Annotated in this window: 21 protein-coding genes and 1 pseudogene; 10 read left to right on the top strand and 12 right to left on the bottom strand. The window is 61.8% G+C overall.

The window, feature by feature from the left end; translation table 11 throughout:
* Positions 1 to 37: 37 nt before the first annotated feature.
* Positions 38 to 250: pseudogene (locus ST3T6A_RS0108045) on the top strand (efflux RND transporter permease subunit); the annotation flags it as partial.
* An 85-nt stretch (positions 251 to 335) separates the two neighbouring features.
* Here the strand turns inward: ST3T6A_RS0108045 and arsH are convergent.
* The 4 genes from arsH to ST3T6A_RS0108025 are packed head-to-tail and all read right to left on the bottom strand — an operon-like array spanning position 336 to position 2,510.
* Entirely contained in the window at positions 336 to 1,079 is a 744-nt protein-coding gene (arsH, locus tag ST3T6A_RS0108040) for an arsenical resistance protein ArsH (RefSeq protein ID WP_019832402.1), read from the bottom strand.
* Positions 1,076 to 1,741, bottom strand: a complete 666-nt coding sequence (locus ST3T6A_RS0108035) for an aquaporin (RefSeq protein WP_026359532.1) — start codon at positions 1,739 to 1,741, stop codon at positions 1,076 to 1,078. Before ST3T6A_RS0108035 ends, arsH begins: the two co-directional genes overlap by 4 nt.
* Positions 1,738 to 2,169 (bottom strand): arsenate reductase (glutaredoxin), encoded by a 432-nt coding sequence (gene arsC, locus ST3T6A_RS0108030; RefSeq protein ID WP_026359531.1) that lies wholly within the window; start codon positions 2,167 to 2,169, stop codon positions 1,738 to 1,740. The genes ST3T6A_RS0108035 and arsC overlap by 4 nt, the downstream gene beginning before the upstream one ends.
* Before the next feature lie 11 nt (positions 2,170 to 2,180).
* Complete coding sequence (locus ST3T6A_RS0108025; protein WP_019832399.1) at positions 2,181 to 2,510, bottom strand: ArsR/SmtB family transcription factor; 330 nt, start codon at positions 2,508 to 2,510, stop codon at positions 2,181 to 2,183.
* A gap of 370 nt (positions 2,511 to 2,880) precedes the next feature.
* On the opposite strand from ST3T6A_RS0108025, the gene ST3T6A_RS0108020 reads away from it, so the two are divergent.
* From ST3T6A_RS0108020 to ST3T6A_RS0108000, 5 genes are all read left to right on the top strand, one after another.
* Positions 2,881 to 3,471 (top strand): TetR/AcrR family transcriptional regulator, encoded by a 591-nt coding sequence (locus ST3T6A_RS0108020; RefSeq protein ID WP_019832398.1) that lies wholly within the window; start codon positions 2,881 to 2,883, stop codon positions 3,469 to 3,471.
* Positions 3,472 to 3,583: 112 nt separating this feature from the next.
* On the top strand, positions 3,584 to 4,402 hold the full coding sequence (locus tag ST3T6A_RS0108015) for an alpha/beta fold hydrolase (RefSeq protein ID WP_026359530.1): 819 nt from the start codon (positions 3,584 to 3,586) through the stop codon (positions 4,400 to 4,402).
* Between the two features lie 450 nt (positions 4,403 to 4,852).
* The gene (locus ST3T6A_RS19670; RefSeq protein ID WP_019832396.1) at positions 4,853 to 5,503 is read left to right on the top strand and encodes an antitoxin Xre/MbcA/ParS-like domain-containing protein; all 651 of its coding nucleotides are present in this window, start codon (positions 4,853 to 4,855) and stop codon (positions 5,501 to 5,503) included.
* The gene (locus ST3T6A_RS0108005) at positions 5,389 to 5,847 is read left to right on the top strand and encodes an autotransporter outer membrane beta-barrel domain-containing protein (protein ID WP_083937403.1); all 459 of its coding nucleotides are present in this window, start codon (positions 5,389 to 5,391) and stop codon (positions 5,845 to 5,847) included. Before ST3T6A_RS19670 ends, ST3T6A_RS0108005 begins: the two co-directional genes overlap by 115 nt.
* 137 nt (positions 5,848 to 5,984) lie before the next feature.
* Entirely contained in the window at positions 5,985 to 6,380 is a 396-nt protein-coding gene (locus ST3T6A_RS0108000) for a CopG family transcriptional regulator (protein WP_235785750.1), read from the top strand.
* Between the two features lie 102 nt (positions 6,381 to 6,482).
* On the opposite strand, the gene ST3T6A_RS0107995 is transcribed toward ST3T6A_RS0108000, so the two are convergent.
* From ST3T6A_RS0107995 to ST3T6A_RS21855, 5 genes are all read right to left on the bottom strand, one after another.
* Positions 6,483 to 6,752 (bottom strand): hypothetical protein, encoded by a 270-nt coding sequence (locus ST3T6A_RS0107995; RefSeq protein WP_019832393.1) that lies wholly within the window; start codon positions 6,750 to 6,752, stop codon positions 6,483 to 6,485.
* Between the two features lie 244 nt (positions 6,753 to 6,996).
* Positions 6,997 to 8,493 (bottom strand): recombinase family protein, encoded by a 1,497-nt coding sequence (locus tag ST3T6A_RS19665; RefSeq protein ID WP_019832392.1) that lies wholly within the window; start codon positions 8,491 to 8,493, stop codon positions 6,997 to 6,999.
* A gap of 218 nt (positions 8,494 to 8,711) precedes the next feature.
* Positions 8,712 to 9,266, bottom strand: a complete 555-nt coding sequence (locus ST3T6A_RS0107985; protein ID WP_019832391.1) for an N-acetyltransferase — start codon at positions 9,264 to 9,266, stop codon at positions 8,712 to 8,714.
* Positions 9,263 to 9,571, bottom strand: coding sequence for a type II toxin-antitoxin system TacA family antitoxin (locus tag ST3T6A_RS0107980; RefSeq protein WP_019832390.1), 309 nt, complete (start codon positions 9,569 to 9,571; stop codon positions 9,263 to 9,265). The genes ST3T6A_RS0107985 and ST3T6A_RS0107980 overlap by 4 nt, the downstream gene beginning before the upstream one ends.
* Positions 9,572 to 10,616: 1,045 nt before the next feature.
* Positions 10,617 to 10,796 carry a hypothetical protein gene (locus ST3T6A_RS21855; RefSeq protein WP_019832389.1) on the bottom strand — a complete coding sequence of 60 codons (180 nt, stop codon included), beginning with the start codon at positions 10,794 to 10,796 and terminating at the stop codon, positions 10,617 to 10,619.
* Positions 10,797 to 10,875: 79 nt separating this feature from the next.
* Between ST3T6A_RS21855 and ST3T6A_RS0107970 the strand changes: the two genes are divergently transcribed.
* The gene (locus ST3T6A_RS0107970; protein ID WP_019832388.1) at positions 10,876 to 11,277 is read left to right on the top strand and encodes a VOC family protein; all 402 of its coding nucleotides are present in this window, start codon (positions 10,876 to 10,878) and stop codon (positions 11,275 to 11,277) included.
* Positions 11,278 to 11,308: 31 nt separating this feature from the next.
* Positions 11,309 to 11,674, top strand: a complete 366-nt coding sequence (locus tag ST3T6A_RS0107965) for a hypothetical protein (protein WP_019832387.1) — start codon at positions 11,309 to 11,311, stop codon at positions 11,672 to 11,674.
* Positions 11,675 to 11,778: 104 nt separating this feature from the next.
* Here the strand turns inward: ST3T6A_RS0107965 and ST3T6A_RS20795 are convergent, their stop codons facing one another.
* Both ST3T6A_RS20795 and ST3T6A_RS0107955 read right to left on the bottom strand, forming a co-directional pair.
* Complete coding sequence (locus tag ST3T6A_RS20795; protein ID WP_019832386.1) at positions 11,779 to 12,753, bottom strand: DNA/RNA non-specific endonuclease; 975 nt, start codon at positions 12,751 to 12,753, stop codon at positions 11,779 to 11,781.
* A gap of 192 nt (positions 12,754 to 12,945) precedes the next feature.
* The gene (locus tag ST3T6A_RS0107955; protein ID WP_026359529.1) at positions 12,946 to 13,815 is read right to left on the bottom strand and encodes a LysR family transcriptional regulator; all 870 of its coding nucleotides are present in this window, start codon (positions 13,813 to 13,815) and stop codon (positions 12,946 to 12,948) included.
* 105 nt (positions 13,816 to 13,920) lie between these two features.
* Between ST3T6A_RS0107955 and ST3T6A_RS0107950 the strand changes: the two genes are divergently transcribed.
* Positions 13,921 to 14,877, top strand: coding sequence for an alpha/beta hydrolase (locus tag ST3T6A_RS0107950; protein WP_037538034.1), 957 nt, complete (start codon positions 13,921 to 13,923; stop codon positions 14,875 to 14,877).
* A 71-nt stretch (positions 14,878 to 14,948) separates the two neighbouring features.
* On the opposite strand, the gene ST3T6A_RS0107945 is transcribed toward ST3T6A_RS0107950, so the two are convergent.
* Positions 14,949 to 16,031, bottom strand: a complete 1,083-nt coding sequence (locus ST3T6A_RS0107945) for a LysR family transcriptional regulator (RefSeq protein ID WP_202804579.1) — start codon at positions 16,029 to 16,031, stop codon at positions 14,949 to 14,951.
* Between ST3T6A_RS0107945 and ST3T6A_RS0107940 the strand changes: the two genes are divergently transcribed.
* Positions 16,030 to 16,863: an alpha/beta fold hydrolase gene (locus tag ST3T6A_RS0107940; protein ID WP_019832382.1), complete on the top strand. Its 834-nt coding sequence runs from the start codon at positions 16,030 to 16,032 to the stop codon at positions 16,861 to 16,863. The two genes, ST3T6A_RS0107945 and ST3T6A_RS0107940, sit on opposite strands and share 2 nt — an antisense overlap.
* The last annotated feature ends 7 nt before the right edge of the window (positions 16,864 to 16,870 follow it).

Raw genomic sequence — 16,870 nt, 5'->3', positions numbered from 1 at the left:
ACCTACTTCGCGGGCACCGCCCAGACTAGCGACGTCGCAACCGCTCCGCCCGGTCGCCATGACCGCGCTCGTCGCCTCGCTCGGGTTCGTGCCGATGGCGCTCGGGCATGGCGCCGGCGCCGAGGTGCAGAAGCCGCTGGCCACTGTGGTGATCGGCGGGCTGGTGTCGGCGACGCTGCTGACCCTGTTCCTGCTACCGACCCTCTATGCCCGCTTCGGGGGGCGTAGGGAGGTAATCGATACCCAGTGACGTACAATTCCCGATCGGGAAGAAACAGAGGCGGGAGTGACACTCTCCGCATCAATCTTCCCGATCGGGAACACTGGGTCTGCCGTCAGCGGCGGCCAATCGCGATGGTGGAGTGATCTTCGACGGCCACCGCCACGCCGCTGGCCTTGCGTTCCGAATAGCGATCCACCAACTGTGCGGTGTGCGAGCGCATCAGCACGGTGATGCGTACCAATTCTTCCATCACATCGACGATACGGTCGTAATAGCTGGACGGCTTCATCCGCCCGGCTTCGTCGAACTCCTTATAGGCCATCGCCACGGATGACTGGTTCGGGATCGTGAACATCCGCATCCAGCGGCCGAGCAGGCGCAGCGTGTTGACTGCATTGAACGACTGTGACCCGCCCGACACCTGCATGACGGCGAGCGTCCGCCCCTGCGTCGGGCGCATGCCCTTCATCTCCAGCGGCAAGTGATCGATCTGCGCCTTCATGATGCCGCTGATCTGGCCGTGGCGCTCGGGGCTGCACCAGACCTGCCCCTCCGACCACAGCGATAGCTCGCGCAATTCGTGGACCGCCGCGTGATCGTCGCCGGGATACTGATCGGGCAGCGGCAGGTCGAATGGATCGAAGATGCGCGTCTCGGCCCCGAAGAACCGGAGCAGGCGCGCGGCTTCCTCGACTGCCAGCCGCGAGAAGGACCGAGCGCGGAGTGATCCGTAGAGTAGCAGGATGCGGGGCGGTTGCTGATCGTCGCCGATGCCAAGCGCCGGACGACGGATTGCGAAGGCGGGATCAAGCGCAGGGAGATGATCGGGATCGGTGAGTATGCGGACACGACTCATAGGGCTTCCTTCGGCCTGTCGAAGATCGTTGCGCTAACCAAATGGGCGGCGAGCGCGCCGGCAAGTTGCGCGGCGATGAAGCCGGGCACGCAGACCGGGGCGATCCCGGCGAAACTGCGGCTCAGCGAACGGGCGATGGTGATGGCGGGATTGGCGAAGCTGGTGGACGAGGTGAACCAGTAGGCGGCGGTGATATAGAGCGCGACGCTCGCCGGGATGCTGTCAGGCCGCACCCTCGCCGTTCCCAGGATCGTCAGGACGAGGCCGAAGGTGGCGACTGCCTCGGCCATCCATTGGCCGGGGCCGCTGCGCATCCTGTCCGACAATTGGAGGATCGGAACGTCGAACATCAGATGGGCCATCCAGACGCCGAGAATGCCGCCCACGATCTGCGCCACGACATAGGCGATGGCTGCGTCGGTCCGAATGTGCCCACGCAGGCGCATCACCAACGTGACCGCTGGATTCATGTGCGCGCCAGATAGAGGCGCCAGCATCGTGATCAGGACGAACAGGATGGCCCCCGTCGCGACCGTGTTACCGAGCAGGGCGATAGCGATGTTACCGCCGGCAAGCCGCTCCGCCATGATGCCCGAGCCGATGACAGTCGCGAACAGCAGGAAGCTGCCCAGCGCCTCGGCCAGAATGGCCCGACGGTTCACGCCGGAAGGATGCAATTGCCGGCGGCATCGACTACCTGCTCGCCATCTTCCTTGGCGAAGGCGCCGCGCTGGGGCTCAGGCAGGATGTTGAGCACCACCTCGGAGGGGCGGCACAGGCGCACGCCGAGCGGCGAGACCACCAGCGGCCGATTGATGAGGATCGGATGCGTCATCATCGCGTCTACGAGCGCCGCGTCCGTCAGACTTTCGTCGCCGAGGCCAAGCGTGTCATAGGGCGTGCCCTTCTCGCGCAGGAGCTGACGTGGGCTGATTCCCGCCCTCTCGATCAACTGGAGCAGCATGACACGCGATGGCGGCGTCTTGAGGTATTCGACGACATGCGGCTCGATACCGGCGTTGCGGATCATCGCGAGCGTGTTGCGCGACGTGCCGCAGTCGGAATTGTGGTAGATGATGACGTCGGCCACGAGGCGGTCCTTCAGCAACAGGTGAGATCGGCAAGCAGCGGCTCGCAAAGTTCTGGGCTTCCCGCGCAACAATCCTTGGCGAGGAATGTCATGAGGTGCCGGAGTGTATCGATGCTCGCGCGCTGAATCTGGTGCCGGCCGCGCTTTTCCGACGTCACCAGGCCAGCTTTGGCGAGCACGGCTAGGTGCGTAGAGAACGTACTCTGCGTGAGGCCGCTGGCCGCGACCAGATCGCCGGTCGCCAATCCGTCCGGCTCATGGCGAACCAGGCGCCGGAAGGCGTCCAGACGTGTGGGATGGGACAACGCCGCGAGTGCGGCCAAGGCGTCATCGGTTTCCATACATCGTTTTTATCCGATGCATCCGCGGGCGTCAAATCGCATCGATAAATCCCGATGAATTAAGTTCCTGTACCGCTCGTCCGGAATCCGATCAGCTGCAAAATCTCCAAGTCAGCGTTACCTACTACGTAGTTTGGCCAACCGGGCCGGAGCAGGTTCGGGATGGACGACGTCGCCACTGAATGACCGAAACGGGGCGCGTAGCCCGTCCCCTGCCGACCTAATTGCGGACGTCATGAACTTAGCCGGTCGACAAACCGGAGAAGACAGGGCCGGTCAGCCGTTGAAAACGCAGTTCACCGGACGAGTCGGCACCCCACACCCAAAAATCTGCTTGACGATAACAAGACGACCGGTCATATATCTATTCATGCCCAGACCAGCCAACCCCGAAACGCGATCGCGCCTCCTGAAAAAGGGGGGAGACCTCGTCAGCACCCGCGGCTTCAACGCCACCGGCGTGCAGGAGATCACGGCGGCGGCAGGTGTGCCCAAGGGCTCGTTCTACAATTATTTCGAAAGCAAGGAGGCCTTCGCAGTCGAAGTCCTGACCGAGTATTGGGATTCGGTGCTTGCTACCTACGGCCCGATCCTGGCCGATCACGGCACGCCGCCGCTTGCACGTATCGCGCGCTATTTCGCGGGCCTGGTAGAGTTTCACGAACGCCGTCGTTACGCGGTTGGATGCCTGATCGGGAATATGGCGATCGAGGTCACGCCGTCGAGCGAGAGCGTACGCATCAAGCTAGCGGCAATCTACCGCCAGTGGATGGCCTCGCTCACGGAATGCCTGCGTGAAGCCCAGGCCCAGAGTGAATTGCCGGCCGGAAAGGATCCGGCACAAGTTGCCGCCGCGCTGGTCGACGCGTTCGAAGGCGCGGTCACGCGTGCCAAGGTCGAACGTAGCCGGTCGCCGTTCGACAGTTTTGAAGGTTTCGTTTTGCCCGCCCTCGTGACCTGAACATTTTTGCCCGACAAATAGACGACCGGTCATATATTTTATAGTTTCTCGCTGGAACGCCGCGCCAGCGAGCGATGCCTCTCATCCGCGGCACATCGTAAAGGACTGAACAATGCCTACGATCACTACCAAGGATGGCGTGAACATCTTCTACAAGGATTGGGGATCGGGTCAGCCGATCGTTTTCAGTCACGGCTGGCCGCTGTCGGCGGACGACTGGGATGCCCAGATGCTGTTTTTCCTCCGCCACGGCTATCGGGTGATCGCCCACGACCGGCGCGGCCATGGCCGGTCCGACCAGCCCGGCACCGGTAACGACATGGACACCTGGGTTGCAGACCTCGCAGCCCTCACCGAGCACCTCGACCTGCGCGACGCGATCCATATCGGGCACTCGACCGGTGGCGGTGAGGTGGCTCGCTATGTCGCTCGCCACCAGGAGCGCGTCGCCAAGGCGGTGCTCGTCGCTTCCCTGACGCCGAACATGTACCGGAGCGAGGACAACCCGTCCGGTCAGCCGGCGGACTGGTTCGAGACCATTCGCGGGGGCGTGCTGGGCAACCGATCGGAGTTCTATCGTTTCGTCTCCGAGAATCCGTTCTACGGCTACAATCTCGATGGGGCCGAGCGTTCGGAGGCCATCATTGCGAACTGGTGGCGCCAGGGCATGGCCGGCGGCGCGCTCGCCCATCTCGCGACGGTCGACTCCTGGCTCGAAGACTATACCGCAGACCTCGAGAAGATCACCGTGCCGGTGATGGTGATGCATGGCGAGGCCGATCAAGTCGTCCCGTTCGCCAGTTCCGTGCCGCGCGCGGTCGATCGCCTCAAGAACGGGTCGCTGAAGACCTACCCGGGCTACCCACATGGCATGCTGACCACACATGCCGATGTTCTCAACCCCGACCTGCTCGCGTTCATCAGGTCCTGACGGCATCTCTCCTCCGTCATCGCGTATGTCGAACATTGGGGGTTGTGAATCGAGGAGGGTTCGGGTTTCGGCGTCGTGACGAAGTCACGAACAAGAAACTCAAACCCTCCTCGAAAACACGTTGATTAACGACACCGCCCCACCACCAGCCACAACCAAGCGTCGAACCTATCACATCCCCTCAGCAGACCGACCGACACAGGACCGGTCGCCGCGACGAGATAACCCACCACCCTCGTGAATGCGTTCGTATGAAGACCAGGACGCGCGCAGAGAAGCGGGTGTTGGCGCGACAGACCCGGGCAGCCTAGTGCCGCCACTGATGGCGGCAATTCGAGGCAAAGTGGACAATCGAGGCAATCGATGCTATCTAGGGTAACGTCCGATGGGTCGGAGTTGACTATGGCTAACCTAGCGCTTGCAGGCCGGCGGGAGAAAAAGGTCCCGGGATTGAGCGAAGCCGCGATCCGGGCCGCGCTCGCGCAGAGCAATCCGGAGGTCCCGACCGGCGACCTCGAGACGATGGCTGATACGATCGTCATCGTCTACAACGCGATCGCCGAGTTGCCGAGCGCGACCCGGCGACAGCTCACGCGCGAAAAAAATCAGCTGCGCCGCAGGTTGATGGAGATCGCGATCGGGCATCCGCCGTCGTCAGTCCCCATCGAGAGTGGTCGGGTAACCCATAGCCGTGGGACCGGACTGGGGAAGTCGATCTCGATCGAGGAGGGGCGACAGCGGCTGCTCGACTATGCGTCGCCGCGGCCGCTCGAGAGCTGGGCAGGCCCTGTCGCCGGCGCCGGCGAAATAGAAGCGTCGCTGGGGATTCCTCGTTCGACACTCAGCAAGTGGCAACAGCGCAAGGCTGTCGTCGGCCTCCTTCGCGGCGAGCGGAAACTGGCTTATCCGCTGGAGCAATTCGTGGACGGCAGGCCGCTGGAGGGAATTGCCGATGTGCTCCGCCTGGCGCCGGACGCGCGCTCGGGATGGCTGTGGCTGCGACAGGCGCATGGCGCGCTCGACGATCGCGCACCTTTGGAACTGCTGAAGGCGGGACGGAAAGCGGACGTCGTCAACGTTGCCGAGCGCGATTTCGCGTGACGGGATCGCAGACAGACCGGCTGGTCGTGACGAACAGCACATCCGGTACCACCGCGATCAGCATCATCAACCGCGGCGGCCTAGGCGCTCAGACGGTCGAGGGCATCAAGATCATCGATGAGACCGGCGGAACTTCTGCGGGCTCGTTCACGCTTAAGGGGGACTACAACTTCGGGGGCAGCCCGGCGGTGATCGCGGGTGCATTCGGTTACCGGCTGTTCCAAGGCGGCGTCTCGACCCCAACCGACGGCGACTGGTATCTTCGCTCGGCGCTGCTCGATCCGCCAGCCCCTGTGGCGAAGAATAAATCAACGATATCCGCTCAAAGAATCGCGCCGTCGTGAAATGCGTTCTCAAAAAGAAGAGATAGACCGATGACATGAACCGCGTCATCCGATTATACCTTTACTGTCCACTGACGAATTTCTTGCACTGACTTTCGCAATCACTTTCACAAACCTTGCGTCTATCAACGACTATCGTGGATAAAGGATCGACAGAATTGCCATATTCCGACTATCAAGTTGCCACATCCAAAGCGCAGGCACAGGAACTGCGGGCGCAAGCGCGCAAGGGCGGCCTGCGATTTGACGCCTATCTGCCATCCAATCTTGCGGATTGGATGTTGGACATGGTTGAGCGCGGCATCTTCATTTCTCCCTCGGAAGCCGTGTTCACGATCTTGAGCGAGCATAAGGAACTGCAGCCTCACGCCGATCTCCGGGAAGAACTCTTCCGCCGTAGAATCCGAGCGGCACTGGACGACAAGGGGCCCACTTTCACGATCGATGAAGTGATAGAACATATTGAACAACGGTTCGCCCAAAACAAGCCCGCCGTAATCTGGTCTGACGATTCTCTGAAATCCCAAGACTAGGCAAAGTCCTCCTTCGGAATGCTCGTGAGGATTTCAATCGACGAGATTTTCATAATTTAGCGCGTAATGCGACAGGCTTTCACGCTCGGCTATTCAATATCTTCACAGCTCTCCGGCCCAGCCGCGCTCGATTATCTCGTTCATTTCGTCAATTGAGATTGGCCGCTGCCCTTCCCGTTTCAGCATGCCGAAGGCGTCTGCAATGCGACCCTCAGGCCGCGCCAGTTGGATCTCGACTCTCCCATTGGGTAGCTTGCGCCCGACCAATTTGGATCCTGCCTGAGCACCAAGATACTGCAGGACATCGTTGGGTAGAGCGATCTGACCCTGCAGCCCAACGGTCAAGGTCGTCTCCTCAAAGGATGCAGACATAACCAACTTCCTTTCCACTCCGCTCAGATCACGGGGTTAACCTCGCACAAGCGCACTAGACAAACGACCTTCCCAAAAACTCTCTATTTGAAGGCCTTCATCCATGAAGGCCCTTAGTGCGGACTCTCGGGAAAGGCACAAGCCCTCTGCGATCGACCTACTTCGCGGGCACCGCCCAGACTAGCGACGTCGCAACCGCTCGACGGGTAGGAACGATGCCTTCGACGCCGAGCGGTTGCGTCGATCAAGCGGCGAGCTTCGCTGCTATCGGCAAGAAAGGACTCTCATCGTTTCCCGACCTCGGCTTTTCGATGACCAACTCCTCGTCCGCTCGGCACATCGCGTTATATCGAGCGACGAGCAATCGGGTTTCAGATGTTGGTTGGCAGAGGGTATCGGCAAACCTCTGGATCAGCGATGGCTCGCTGCCGCCAGCAGCGTTTACAGCTACCTGCTCCGCAAGGATATCGAACGGCGGATTGAACCATCCGTTCAGTTCTCCATTTGCCCAGGAGCAGCGCAGGAAGATCAGACTCAGCACCTGCTGCTTCATCTCATCGGGCAGGTTGGGAAGTCGCAGGTGCGCGGTCCGCCCCATATCCAGCAGCGCAAGGCCATCGCGTACCAAGGCTCCGGGTGTGCCGTGTGGTGGATCGCGGCGCGGTAGCGAAGCCGATTCGCCAATATTTGCGCCCGCCCCTAGGCGGGCTTGCTCGACATCGTGTCGGATCTTCCCGAATTCCTGCGTATCGCATCGAAGCTTGCGCAGCAGGCTCAGGAAATGGCCTTCCAAGGCTTCTTGTCGAAGATAGCGTTCGGGGCATTTCCCACGAAACCCCGAGCAGCGATAATAGATATACTTTCCCTTCGCCACCTGAGCCACGAGCGAGCAACCGCAGTGCCCGCACTTCACGAGGCCAGTGAAAGGGAAGAACCATGGCTTGGCGCGGACGTTGGTAGTAGCGCGGCCATCAAAGATATGCTGAACCGCCTCCCACGTATCGGAGGACACCAAGGGCTCATGCGAGCCCTGGTAGATATTCCCAAGCCACTCGAACGAGCCTGTATATAGCCGGTTTTGCAGGATGTTATGAACAGTGCTGACACCGATCGGTCGGCCGCTTTTGCGATAACGCATGCCCGCATTCCTGGCCTTGGCCGTCACGTCTTTCAGCGAATAAAGGCCGGTCGCATACCAATTGAACACACGTGCCACGATCGGTCCGAATTTCGGATCGACAACAATGACGTTCTTGCCCTGCCCGTCCCTGACGTTGAGATAGCCGATCGGCGCGCAGCTCGGCCAATGGCCTTGCCGTGCCTTCTCAAGCATGCCCTTTCGTGTTTCCTCGGAGAGATTGTCGATATAAGCCTTGGCCATCAGCACCTTGATGCCGTGGACGAACTTCTCCGACGATCGGCAGCCATCGGACATCACGACATTCTCTTTGACGAAGTGCACCTCGACGCCAAGGTCGTCGACGGTCGCCCAATCCTTGAGGTTACGGTAAAGCCGGTCGGTCTTCTCGACGAGGATGATCCGAACCTCGGGACGCCGGCGCAGATAGCGCAGCATGTCGCCGAAGGCGGTTCGACCGGTCTTTCTGGCCGTCTCCACGTCGATATGGCTTGAAACGATGACCATGTCGTTCAGCGCCGCATAGTCCTCCAACAGCTTGATCTGCGCCGGAATGGAATAGCCCTCGCGCTGCTGATCGGGAGTTGAAACGCGTGCGTACAAGACTGCTTCGCGAATTCCAGGCTCATTGTTCTTGCGGTGCTTGTAACGGCTAACGGCACTTCTCGGTCTTGCCAACCTATTGCTCCTATTGAGATTTCCCCTCCTTCATCGAGGGGAAACGCTCTTGAGCAGAAGCCGGACTTCATTGCGATAACGGAATGATATCCACTAAGTTTATGACCACAATCGCACCAGCGCCGAGGACCGAAAGCTCGTCGCTAGGGATTCTCCGCGATGAGTGCTTCGACATCGACCATGGGTAGGTACATCCGTAGCGGATTCGCCTCGAATGGTGTGAAGCCGTAATCGATGTAGAGCCTCCTTCGCCGCTCGACGAGGTCGGCGTTTCCACAATCCAGGACATCCAGCAGGATCACGCGGATACCGAGTTCCTGGGCGGCATTCGCAAGGCGCCGGAGGCAGTCCACCAGGAGATCCCCTCCGAAGCCCCGCCCCTGATGATGGGCATCAACCCCGATCATCGAGATATAGGCTGCCGGAATCATCCCATGGCCGGGCCGATCGCGCGCGAACTTCGCGGGTAGCTCGCTGTAGTGAACCGCGTGCGCATTGGTCGCATAGAAGCCGATAAGCGCGCCATCGGGCCTCGTCATGACATAGACGCGCGCGTTGCCGGCCTGCATGAGCTTATTGGCCGTTTTTTGGAAATAGTTGTCGACCTGGCCGATGCCGCACGAAAAAGCCGCTCGATCGTGCTTGGTAGGATCGAGCGGCTCGATGGTGGATTTTGGGTCCGCTGGTTCTGTCTTCACTTGCTCTCGATCGTCTGCTTGTGGCGAGCGAAGGCTGCGCGAAGCCTTTCAGTAGGCGCAGGCTCGCGATCGAGGGCAGCAAAGAACGCCTGGTGGTCGATCGGCGCGAGCATGGTGTGCTCATGCGCGGCAATCGTCTCCATGGCCGCCTTGTATGCCGCGTTCATCGTGAACGAAGAGTCATCGACCCCGGAAAGCGCTGCCGCCTTCTGGATCGTTTCCTTGATGCGCCGCTTGGTACGAAACGACATGCGCTCCGTACTGCGCTCGTCGATCGCGGCGATATCGTCGTGGTATGCCAACATGGATACCTCCTGTCTCCTTCGCAGTCTCTGTACGCCAGAACGGCGTACAATGCAAGCGCCGTACGTCGCAGCGGCACACATATCTCGTGCTTGGGCGAAGACGCGGAGGTAGTCGCGGATTGTCGCACGATCGGCCTGTCGCTGCACCCCCAGCAGCTCAACGACATGTTCGCCCTGGCTTCCGACTTAGGCCGGCATCATTCCAATGCTGGCCGACCGGGAACGTCCCAGGTCGAATCACGAAACTTCCGTCGATGGTTCCCATTCCAAAGCGCCGCACGATCGAGATGCAGGACACGGATCCCAAACGCAGGTTCAGGAGAATCGACGCTTCAAGTCCATATGCGGCACATAAATGCCCCCTTGGAGAACTGAGCTGCCCGCATCCGGCAGGTCGGTGCCCTCCCCCTTGAGACTTGAGCCAGGACCGGCCAACCTGTCTCCAGATCGATAAGTAAGTCGGATGTGCCACAGCCTCGAAAGAGATTGAACTGCCGGCAGACGAGTCGATCGCCCTCCGCCAGCGGAACGCGGACGGAGGGTCTACAATCACGCCCTTCAGGCGGCCTTCCCTGCCGTGGGAAGACTCGGAACGTGCTACAGTGCCTTTCGGGGCATTGAACTGCCGAGGACAACGACGGCTATCGGGAAGTAAACCACTGGAAAGGTGTGTGGCGCGGTCGGTTTCAAACTGGAACCGGCGCACTTTACATAGGAGTATTGCGCGCCAGCTCCAATATTTAAATAGCGTGTTCGTCGTCGAACGCCAATATAAAGGCGGATCGATAGCGACTCACCAATTGACGTGCTTCAACTGTTGGAATACGGAAGTAATTCGATATGTGTAATACTTGGGGAGCCATCTCTTCCATCGCAGAAATTCTGGTGTTTCTCTTGATGGCGGAGCTATGTCTCGTTGGCCGCCACGACGTTCCGCGACTGCTCACGCCTCGCTGATACCGCGCCCACCGTTGGCGGTAGGCCATCACCATCGCGATATCCCGGTCATCGCGCCGCTCGGCCCCGCCGTGCCGAAGGATGGCTGTCAGCCATTGGAAATGTCCGCGAAGAGATGTTGCGTCATGAAATCGACGAAAGCGCGCAATCGGGGCGTGAGGTGCCGGCTCGGCGGCCAGAGCATGCGGAAGGTGCCGACGTCCTTCAGGAAGCGATCCAGCACCAACCCGGCATGGCCGATGATCGCGCCGACCTCACTTATTGGCAATCGTGACTCGTGCGATCTACAACATAACCGATTGGCTTTGCAGGAGATCGATTCAACCAGACCACTTTGGAGGCGTCGCATGCACAAATCCCGCATCAATGGCATTCTCATCGATTGCCAAACCGAAGACATCGACGCAGCGGCCAGCTTCTGGGCCGCCGCGCTGGGCAGACCGATCGACCCCGATCACCCCGGAACCCGTGGGAACTACCGTATGCTCACGACCCCCCAAGGTCAGATCAGCGTACAGATCCAGCGTGTCGACCATGAGAGCCGCATCCATCTCGATATCGAAACCGACGACATCGCTGCCGAAGTGGAGCGCCTCGAGAGACTGGGAGCGACGATAGATACGCGCATGGAACGTTGGGTGATCATGCGGGCCCCGTCCGGACATCGTTTCTGTGTCGTCAGGGTGCAGCGTGACGGCTTTTCCAACGACGCGATCCGTTGGGAGCAGGCTGGCGATGCCTCATCCTGATCCTCATGGAGCGAAGGCCCTGATCGGGCGTGTGCTGGCCATCGGCCTTGATCCATCATTCGCCGACCTGAGTGCCTTCCCGACGCTGTCGGTCGACCTCGTCCGCGCCTATATCGACGACCAGATCGATCGACTTCGGGCCAACGGCCTCGATACCGACAGTTGCCTCGTTGATCGCGGAGAATCCGCTGAGCGCGTCATCGAACAGGCGCTTCAAAGCAAACGCTATGACTGCATCGTCATCGGGGCTGGCCTTCGGCAGCCGCCCGAGTTGCTGCCGCTGTTCGAGAAGGTCATCAATCTTGTGCACCAGCTCGCACCACACAGCAGAATTGCATTCAATTCCACGCCGGCCGACACTCTGGAGGCCGTGCAGCGCTGGATGGCGGTGGATTGAGGTGCCCAGTTCGGCCCGGGAGCCACCCGGCCAATAGAGGCATTGATCATACAGCACGGGCATGACGCTTAGCGCGCGCGAGGCGGGAGTCCCGCGCAGGGCAATCAAGCGTTCGCTGCCGTCGCGAAGCGGGCGGCCAGTTGATCGACCAGATCGGCCGTGAGCTCTTCGCCCGCCGCCCCTGCCTTGACGTCGGCATCGTGCAGCGGACCGAAGTCGAGTGCCGTCAGGCGCACGATGTCGCTGATCGGCACGTGCCATTGCTCGGCCTTGTCGAGTTCGGCCAGGCGCGCCTCCTGGCCAATCTTGCCGATGAGGTCGGTCTGCCACTGGAGAAAGCCCAACGCGACCAGCGCGCCGCCGTCCACATAGCCGATCACCTTCCAGTAGGCGGTCGGGATCTGCACATCGCGGATGACGGGATCGCGGGGGTCGAGGACCGGGCCGGTGATGACGACGAACTTGAGCTTGTGATCCCGCGCGGCATCGAGCACCGCATTCTCGAGCTGCTCCCATGTGCCGGTGTTCAGGGCGTGCGCCTGCGGCGTGCAGTTGGTCATATGGAAGGTGTCGTCGTTCGCGACCCGCGCCGACGACGGATCGCCCCAGACCGGATCGAGCCGGCGCGTCAGGTGGCCGAAGTCGAAATCGGTCCCGTCATAGATCCCGGCCCCGACCTGGCTGGCGGCGGGGATTCGACCGTCGAACCACCAGACATCCGCTGCCCTTGGTTCCGCAACGCCCGACGTTTCGGGATGATCAGGATCGCGATCGGTTCGCGACAGCGACAACAGGGACGCCCCATCGATGTTCGCTGCGGAGAAATAGGCGAACCTGCGCGATGCGGACATCACCACGCTGTAGTGCATGTAGCGCAGCTCCCTGCTCCCGTCGGCCAGCAAGGTGACGTCAGCGGCGAGCGTCTGGGGCAGGACCGGCAGCGGCACCGCGGTGCCCAGGAAGGAAGGCTGATATCCGGGCCGCGCCGGTTGCGCGTACCATTCGACAGGATGGCTGGCGATTGTCGTCCGTGCCACTGCCGAGCCTGTGCTCGCCTGAAGGGCTTCCGAGGTCACCATTACGCTCTCCTCTCGCACAGGGAGGATAGGAAATGCCGATGACAAACGCGCAATGGCACGCCGTTGCTGGTCGATCACCAGGAACGGGCCGGCGCGATTGCGGAAAGGGATCGCCGTTCCAGAAAGCCACCCTGCGACGGCGGCGCCTGCTCGGGAATCTGCTGAAGCAGGGCGTCGCCCCGGTTCCATGCATCACGTTCCGGCTTCCGCCATCAACCATGTTCGGAATGCCCTCATGGCAGCCGTATCCCTCCGCGACATGAGCCGCGTCAGCCAATAGGTGCCGGTGACGGCCTCGATGGCGAAGGGCTGAATGAGCCGGCCCGCGATCAGGTCATGGGCGAACATCGACGGTGGGGTGAGCGCTACTCCCACCCCGATATGCGCCGCAGCCACCATCGCCAGCGAGCTGTCGAACACCGGCCCTCGCAACGTCGGACAGGAGATACCCGCGGCCTCGAACCAGCGCGGCCACTCATCGCTGCGATACGAACGAAGGAGCGTTTCGCGTACGAGCATCGAGGGGTCAGCGAGGCGTCCCGCGATGCCCGGATTGCACAGAGGAGAGAGCGGCGCCTCCAGGATCGGCTCGGCGTGCGTGCCGTGCCATGCGCCATCCCCGAACCGGATGGCGAAATCCAATCCCTCGCCGGCCAGATCGACGCGATTATTGTTGGTCATCAGCCTCAGATCGATGTGCGGACACGCACGCTCGAACGCGGGGAGCCGTGGGAGCAGCCAGCCGGCGGCGAAGGTGCCGATGACACCCACGTTCAACGCCTCACGAAGCCGCCCATCCGCATAGAGATCAAGCGTAGCCCCGATCCGATCGAATGCGTCGGCCAAGGCCGGCACCAGCGCCCTGCCCTCATCGGTCAGCGCGAGACCGCGTGGAAGGCGCCGGAAAAGGGCGAGGCCGAGGCGCTCCTCCAGAGCCGCGATCTGATGACTGACCGCGCCCTGACTCACGCGCAGCTCGATCGCCGCACGCGTGAAGTTCAGATGCCGCGCGGCGGCTTCGAACGCTCTCAGTGCATTCAGCGGAAGTCTCGCCCGATCCATCGAATAAGCATGAATATATCTCATGCCTCTGTCGAGATAAGATGCTTTGATCGAGGCACTCTACTCGCCCCATTCTCGTGCTGGTGATGCAAGAGGGTGATAGTCATGCGTAAAATTGCGGCCTGCATGCTCGCGCTTTCCCTGTCGAATGTCGGTTTTGCCGCACAGGGCGCTCCCTGGCCGCCCTCGCCGGGCCATCCCCAGATTCCGCTCTGGAGCGGGCCGGCGCCGGACCCGTTCACCGCCGCGGCCCCCGAAAATATGACGAGCGACCCCAAGGAGCTGATCGCGGGCCGGCCGCTGATCTCGGTCAACGACGTGTCGAAGCCGACCCTCACCGTCTACAGGCCGAAAGGGGCAAACACCGGCGCCGCCGTTCTGGTCTATCCGGGAGGTGGATATTGGCTGCTGGCGATCGATCTGGAGGGGACGGAAGTCTGCGATTGGCTGACGGCCAATGGCGTGACCTGCATCCTCGTGAAATACCGCGTTCCCGGCTATGACAAGAAGGAGGCGTCACGCACCGGGCCTTATCCGCGTAGCCCCGTCGCGCTGGAGGACGCCCAGCGGGCCATCGCCCTCACGCGCTTCCATGCGAAGGAATGGGGCATCGATCCGCATAAGATCGGCGTCCTCGGTTTTTCGGCCGGCGGCCATCTCGTCGCCGCGACCAGCACCCACGACAGAATCTACAGGCCCACGGATGCGATCGACCGGACAAGCGTGCGCCCGGATTTCGGCATTGCCCTCTATCCCGGCCACCTCTGGGTCGATGAGGACAAGTTCAAGCTGGACGCCAATGTGCCCGTCGATCGGCGCACTCCGCCTCAGCTTATCGTGCAAAGCGGCTCCGACCCGGTCGACGACGTGAAGAACTCGCTCGTCTACTATATTGCGCTCCAGAAGGCGGGCGTCTCCGCTGAAATGCATCTCTATCCGGTCGGCGGTCATGCATTCGGCCTGCGCCACACGGACAAGGCCATTACAGATTGGCCACGCCTTGCCCTGCGCTGGATGAAGACCATCGGAATGATCGGTGATGGCGCAGCTTCTGCCGGTTGAATCCGAAACCGGGCGGGAGCAGAAGCCCGCATCTGGCATTTTGACACACCCTGAAGTGGCTGCATCTTGCGCTAGGCCAGCTTTACCCGCTGACCCGCCGGCCCTGCTGCAGCCAGTTCATCGATACTCGACAGGAACGTCTGCAACACAGGCGACGGATTGTCCTTCCTGTAGCCGACCGCCAGATCGATTGTCGGCGGCTCGCCCTTGAGCGGCCGGCTGACCACCGACCAGGGCAGCAACGGCTCCACATAGGCAGGCAGCAGCGCGATCCCCCGCGTCGAAGCGACGAGAGAGATGCCCATCGCGAAATTGTCGATGCGGTGGCTGGGCGTGAGATGGACGCCGCTCCGTTCCAGGTAATCGTCGACGACACCGCGCAACACATGCGGGACGTCGGAAAAGCCGACGAAGATCTCGTCCGTCAGATCCTGCGGATCGATCTCCGCCTGCGCGGCGAGCCGATGGTCGCTGGACAGGATGGCGACCAGCGGCTCCTTCGCAATGATCCGATACGTGACATCCGGCCGCGGCTCGATCCGCAGGAAGCCGAGGTCGATCTCGCCGCTCTGGAGCGCGTCGCCAAGGTCCGGCGAATAGAGGCTCGTCACCTTGAACTCGATGGACGGCAACTCGTCCCGCAGAATCCGCGTCACATGCGGCAGCCAGTCCACCTCCTGCCCCGTGAGGAAGCCCACCGAGAAGATCGCCTTGGCTGGCCGCGCCGCGCGGCGGGCGGCCTGCACCGCCTCCGCCGCTTGACCCAGCGCCAACCGCGCATGATCGAGGAAAGCGCGGCCGGCCGGCGTCAACTCGATCCCCCGCGCACCCCGGAGGAAGAGCTGCGCGCCGACCTCCTGCTCCAGATCGCGTAGCTGCCGGCTGAGCGAGGGCTGCGCCGTGTGGAGGCGCTTTTCGGCAGCGACCGTCACGCTGCCTTCCTCGGCAACGGCGACGAAATAGCGAAGATGGCGGAGTTCCACTTGATCCATGCCTTTCAGGTATGGCTGGCGACCATACAAGTCTTTTTCCTTACCGCAACGGCGACCTAGATAGCGGTCCATCGAGATCGTGTTCAGTTCTTCCAGGCATGGAGCCCGCACCGGGTTTCCGGGATCGCCCCTGTCTGGCCGCACGTTCAGGAGACAGACCATGACCCACACGCATGACACCGTCCCGACCCAATATGTGGAGGCCAGGGGCATCCGTTTCGCCTATCGCCGCTTCGGCAAGGCGGGTGGCGTGCCGCTGGTGTTCAACCAGCACTTCACCGGCACGATGGACTATTGGGACCCGGCCGTGACGGACGGCCTCGCCCGCGACCGCGAGGTGATCCTGTTCAACAACGCCGGCGTCGCCAGCTCGTCCGGCGAGACGCCCGGCAGCTTCCAGGAGATGGGCGCCAACGCCATCGCCTTCATCCGCGCCCTCGGGCTCGACAAAGTGGATGTGCTCGGCTTCTCGATCGGCGGCTTCGTCGCGCAGGAGATCACGCTTCAGGCGCCGGAATTGGTGCGCAAGCTGATCCTCGTCGGCACCGGCACCCGCGGCGCCGACATGTCGGCCAGCCGCTCGGCCGAGATCTTCTCCGGCAGCTATGATCCGCCGGAGCATCTGTGGCTCTCGGTCCACTTCACGCCGTCCGCGGCGAGCCAGGCCGCCGGCCTTGCCTTCCTCGAGCGCAAGTTGCGCCGCCAGGATCGCGATCCCGAGGTCAGCGAGCAGACCGTCAACGCCCAGCGCGAGGCGATCGGCAAGTACATCGCGCCGAGCGAAGGCGTGCTGGATTACCTGAAGACCATCCGTCAGCCGGTGCTGGTCGTGCAGGGCAGCAACGACGTCATCATCCCGACCCAGCACTCCTATGTGCTCCAGCAGACGCTGCCGGATGCGCAGCTCATCCTCTACCCGGACGCCAACCACGGCTCGTTCTACCAGTATCCGGAAACCTTCGTAGCCCACGCGACGATGTTCCTCGGCGCCTGAGCCCCTC

Source organism: Sphingomonas sp. PR090111-T3T-6A (assembly GCF_000383095.1).
In the GTDB taxonomy this organism is placed as follows: domain Bacteria; phylum Pseudomonadota; class Alphaproteobacteria; order Sphingomonadales; family Sphingomonadaceae; genus Solisphingomonas.
Note: the sequence above shows the minus strand (reverse complement) of the source record. Positions and strands in the feature narration are given on the sequence as shown.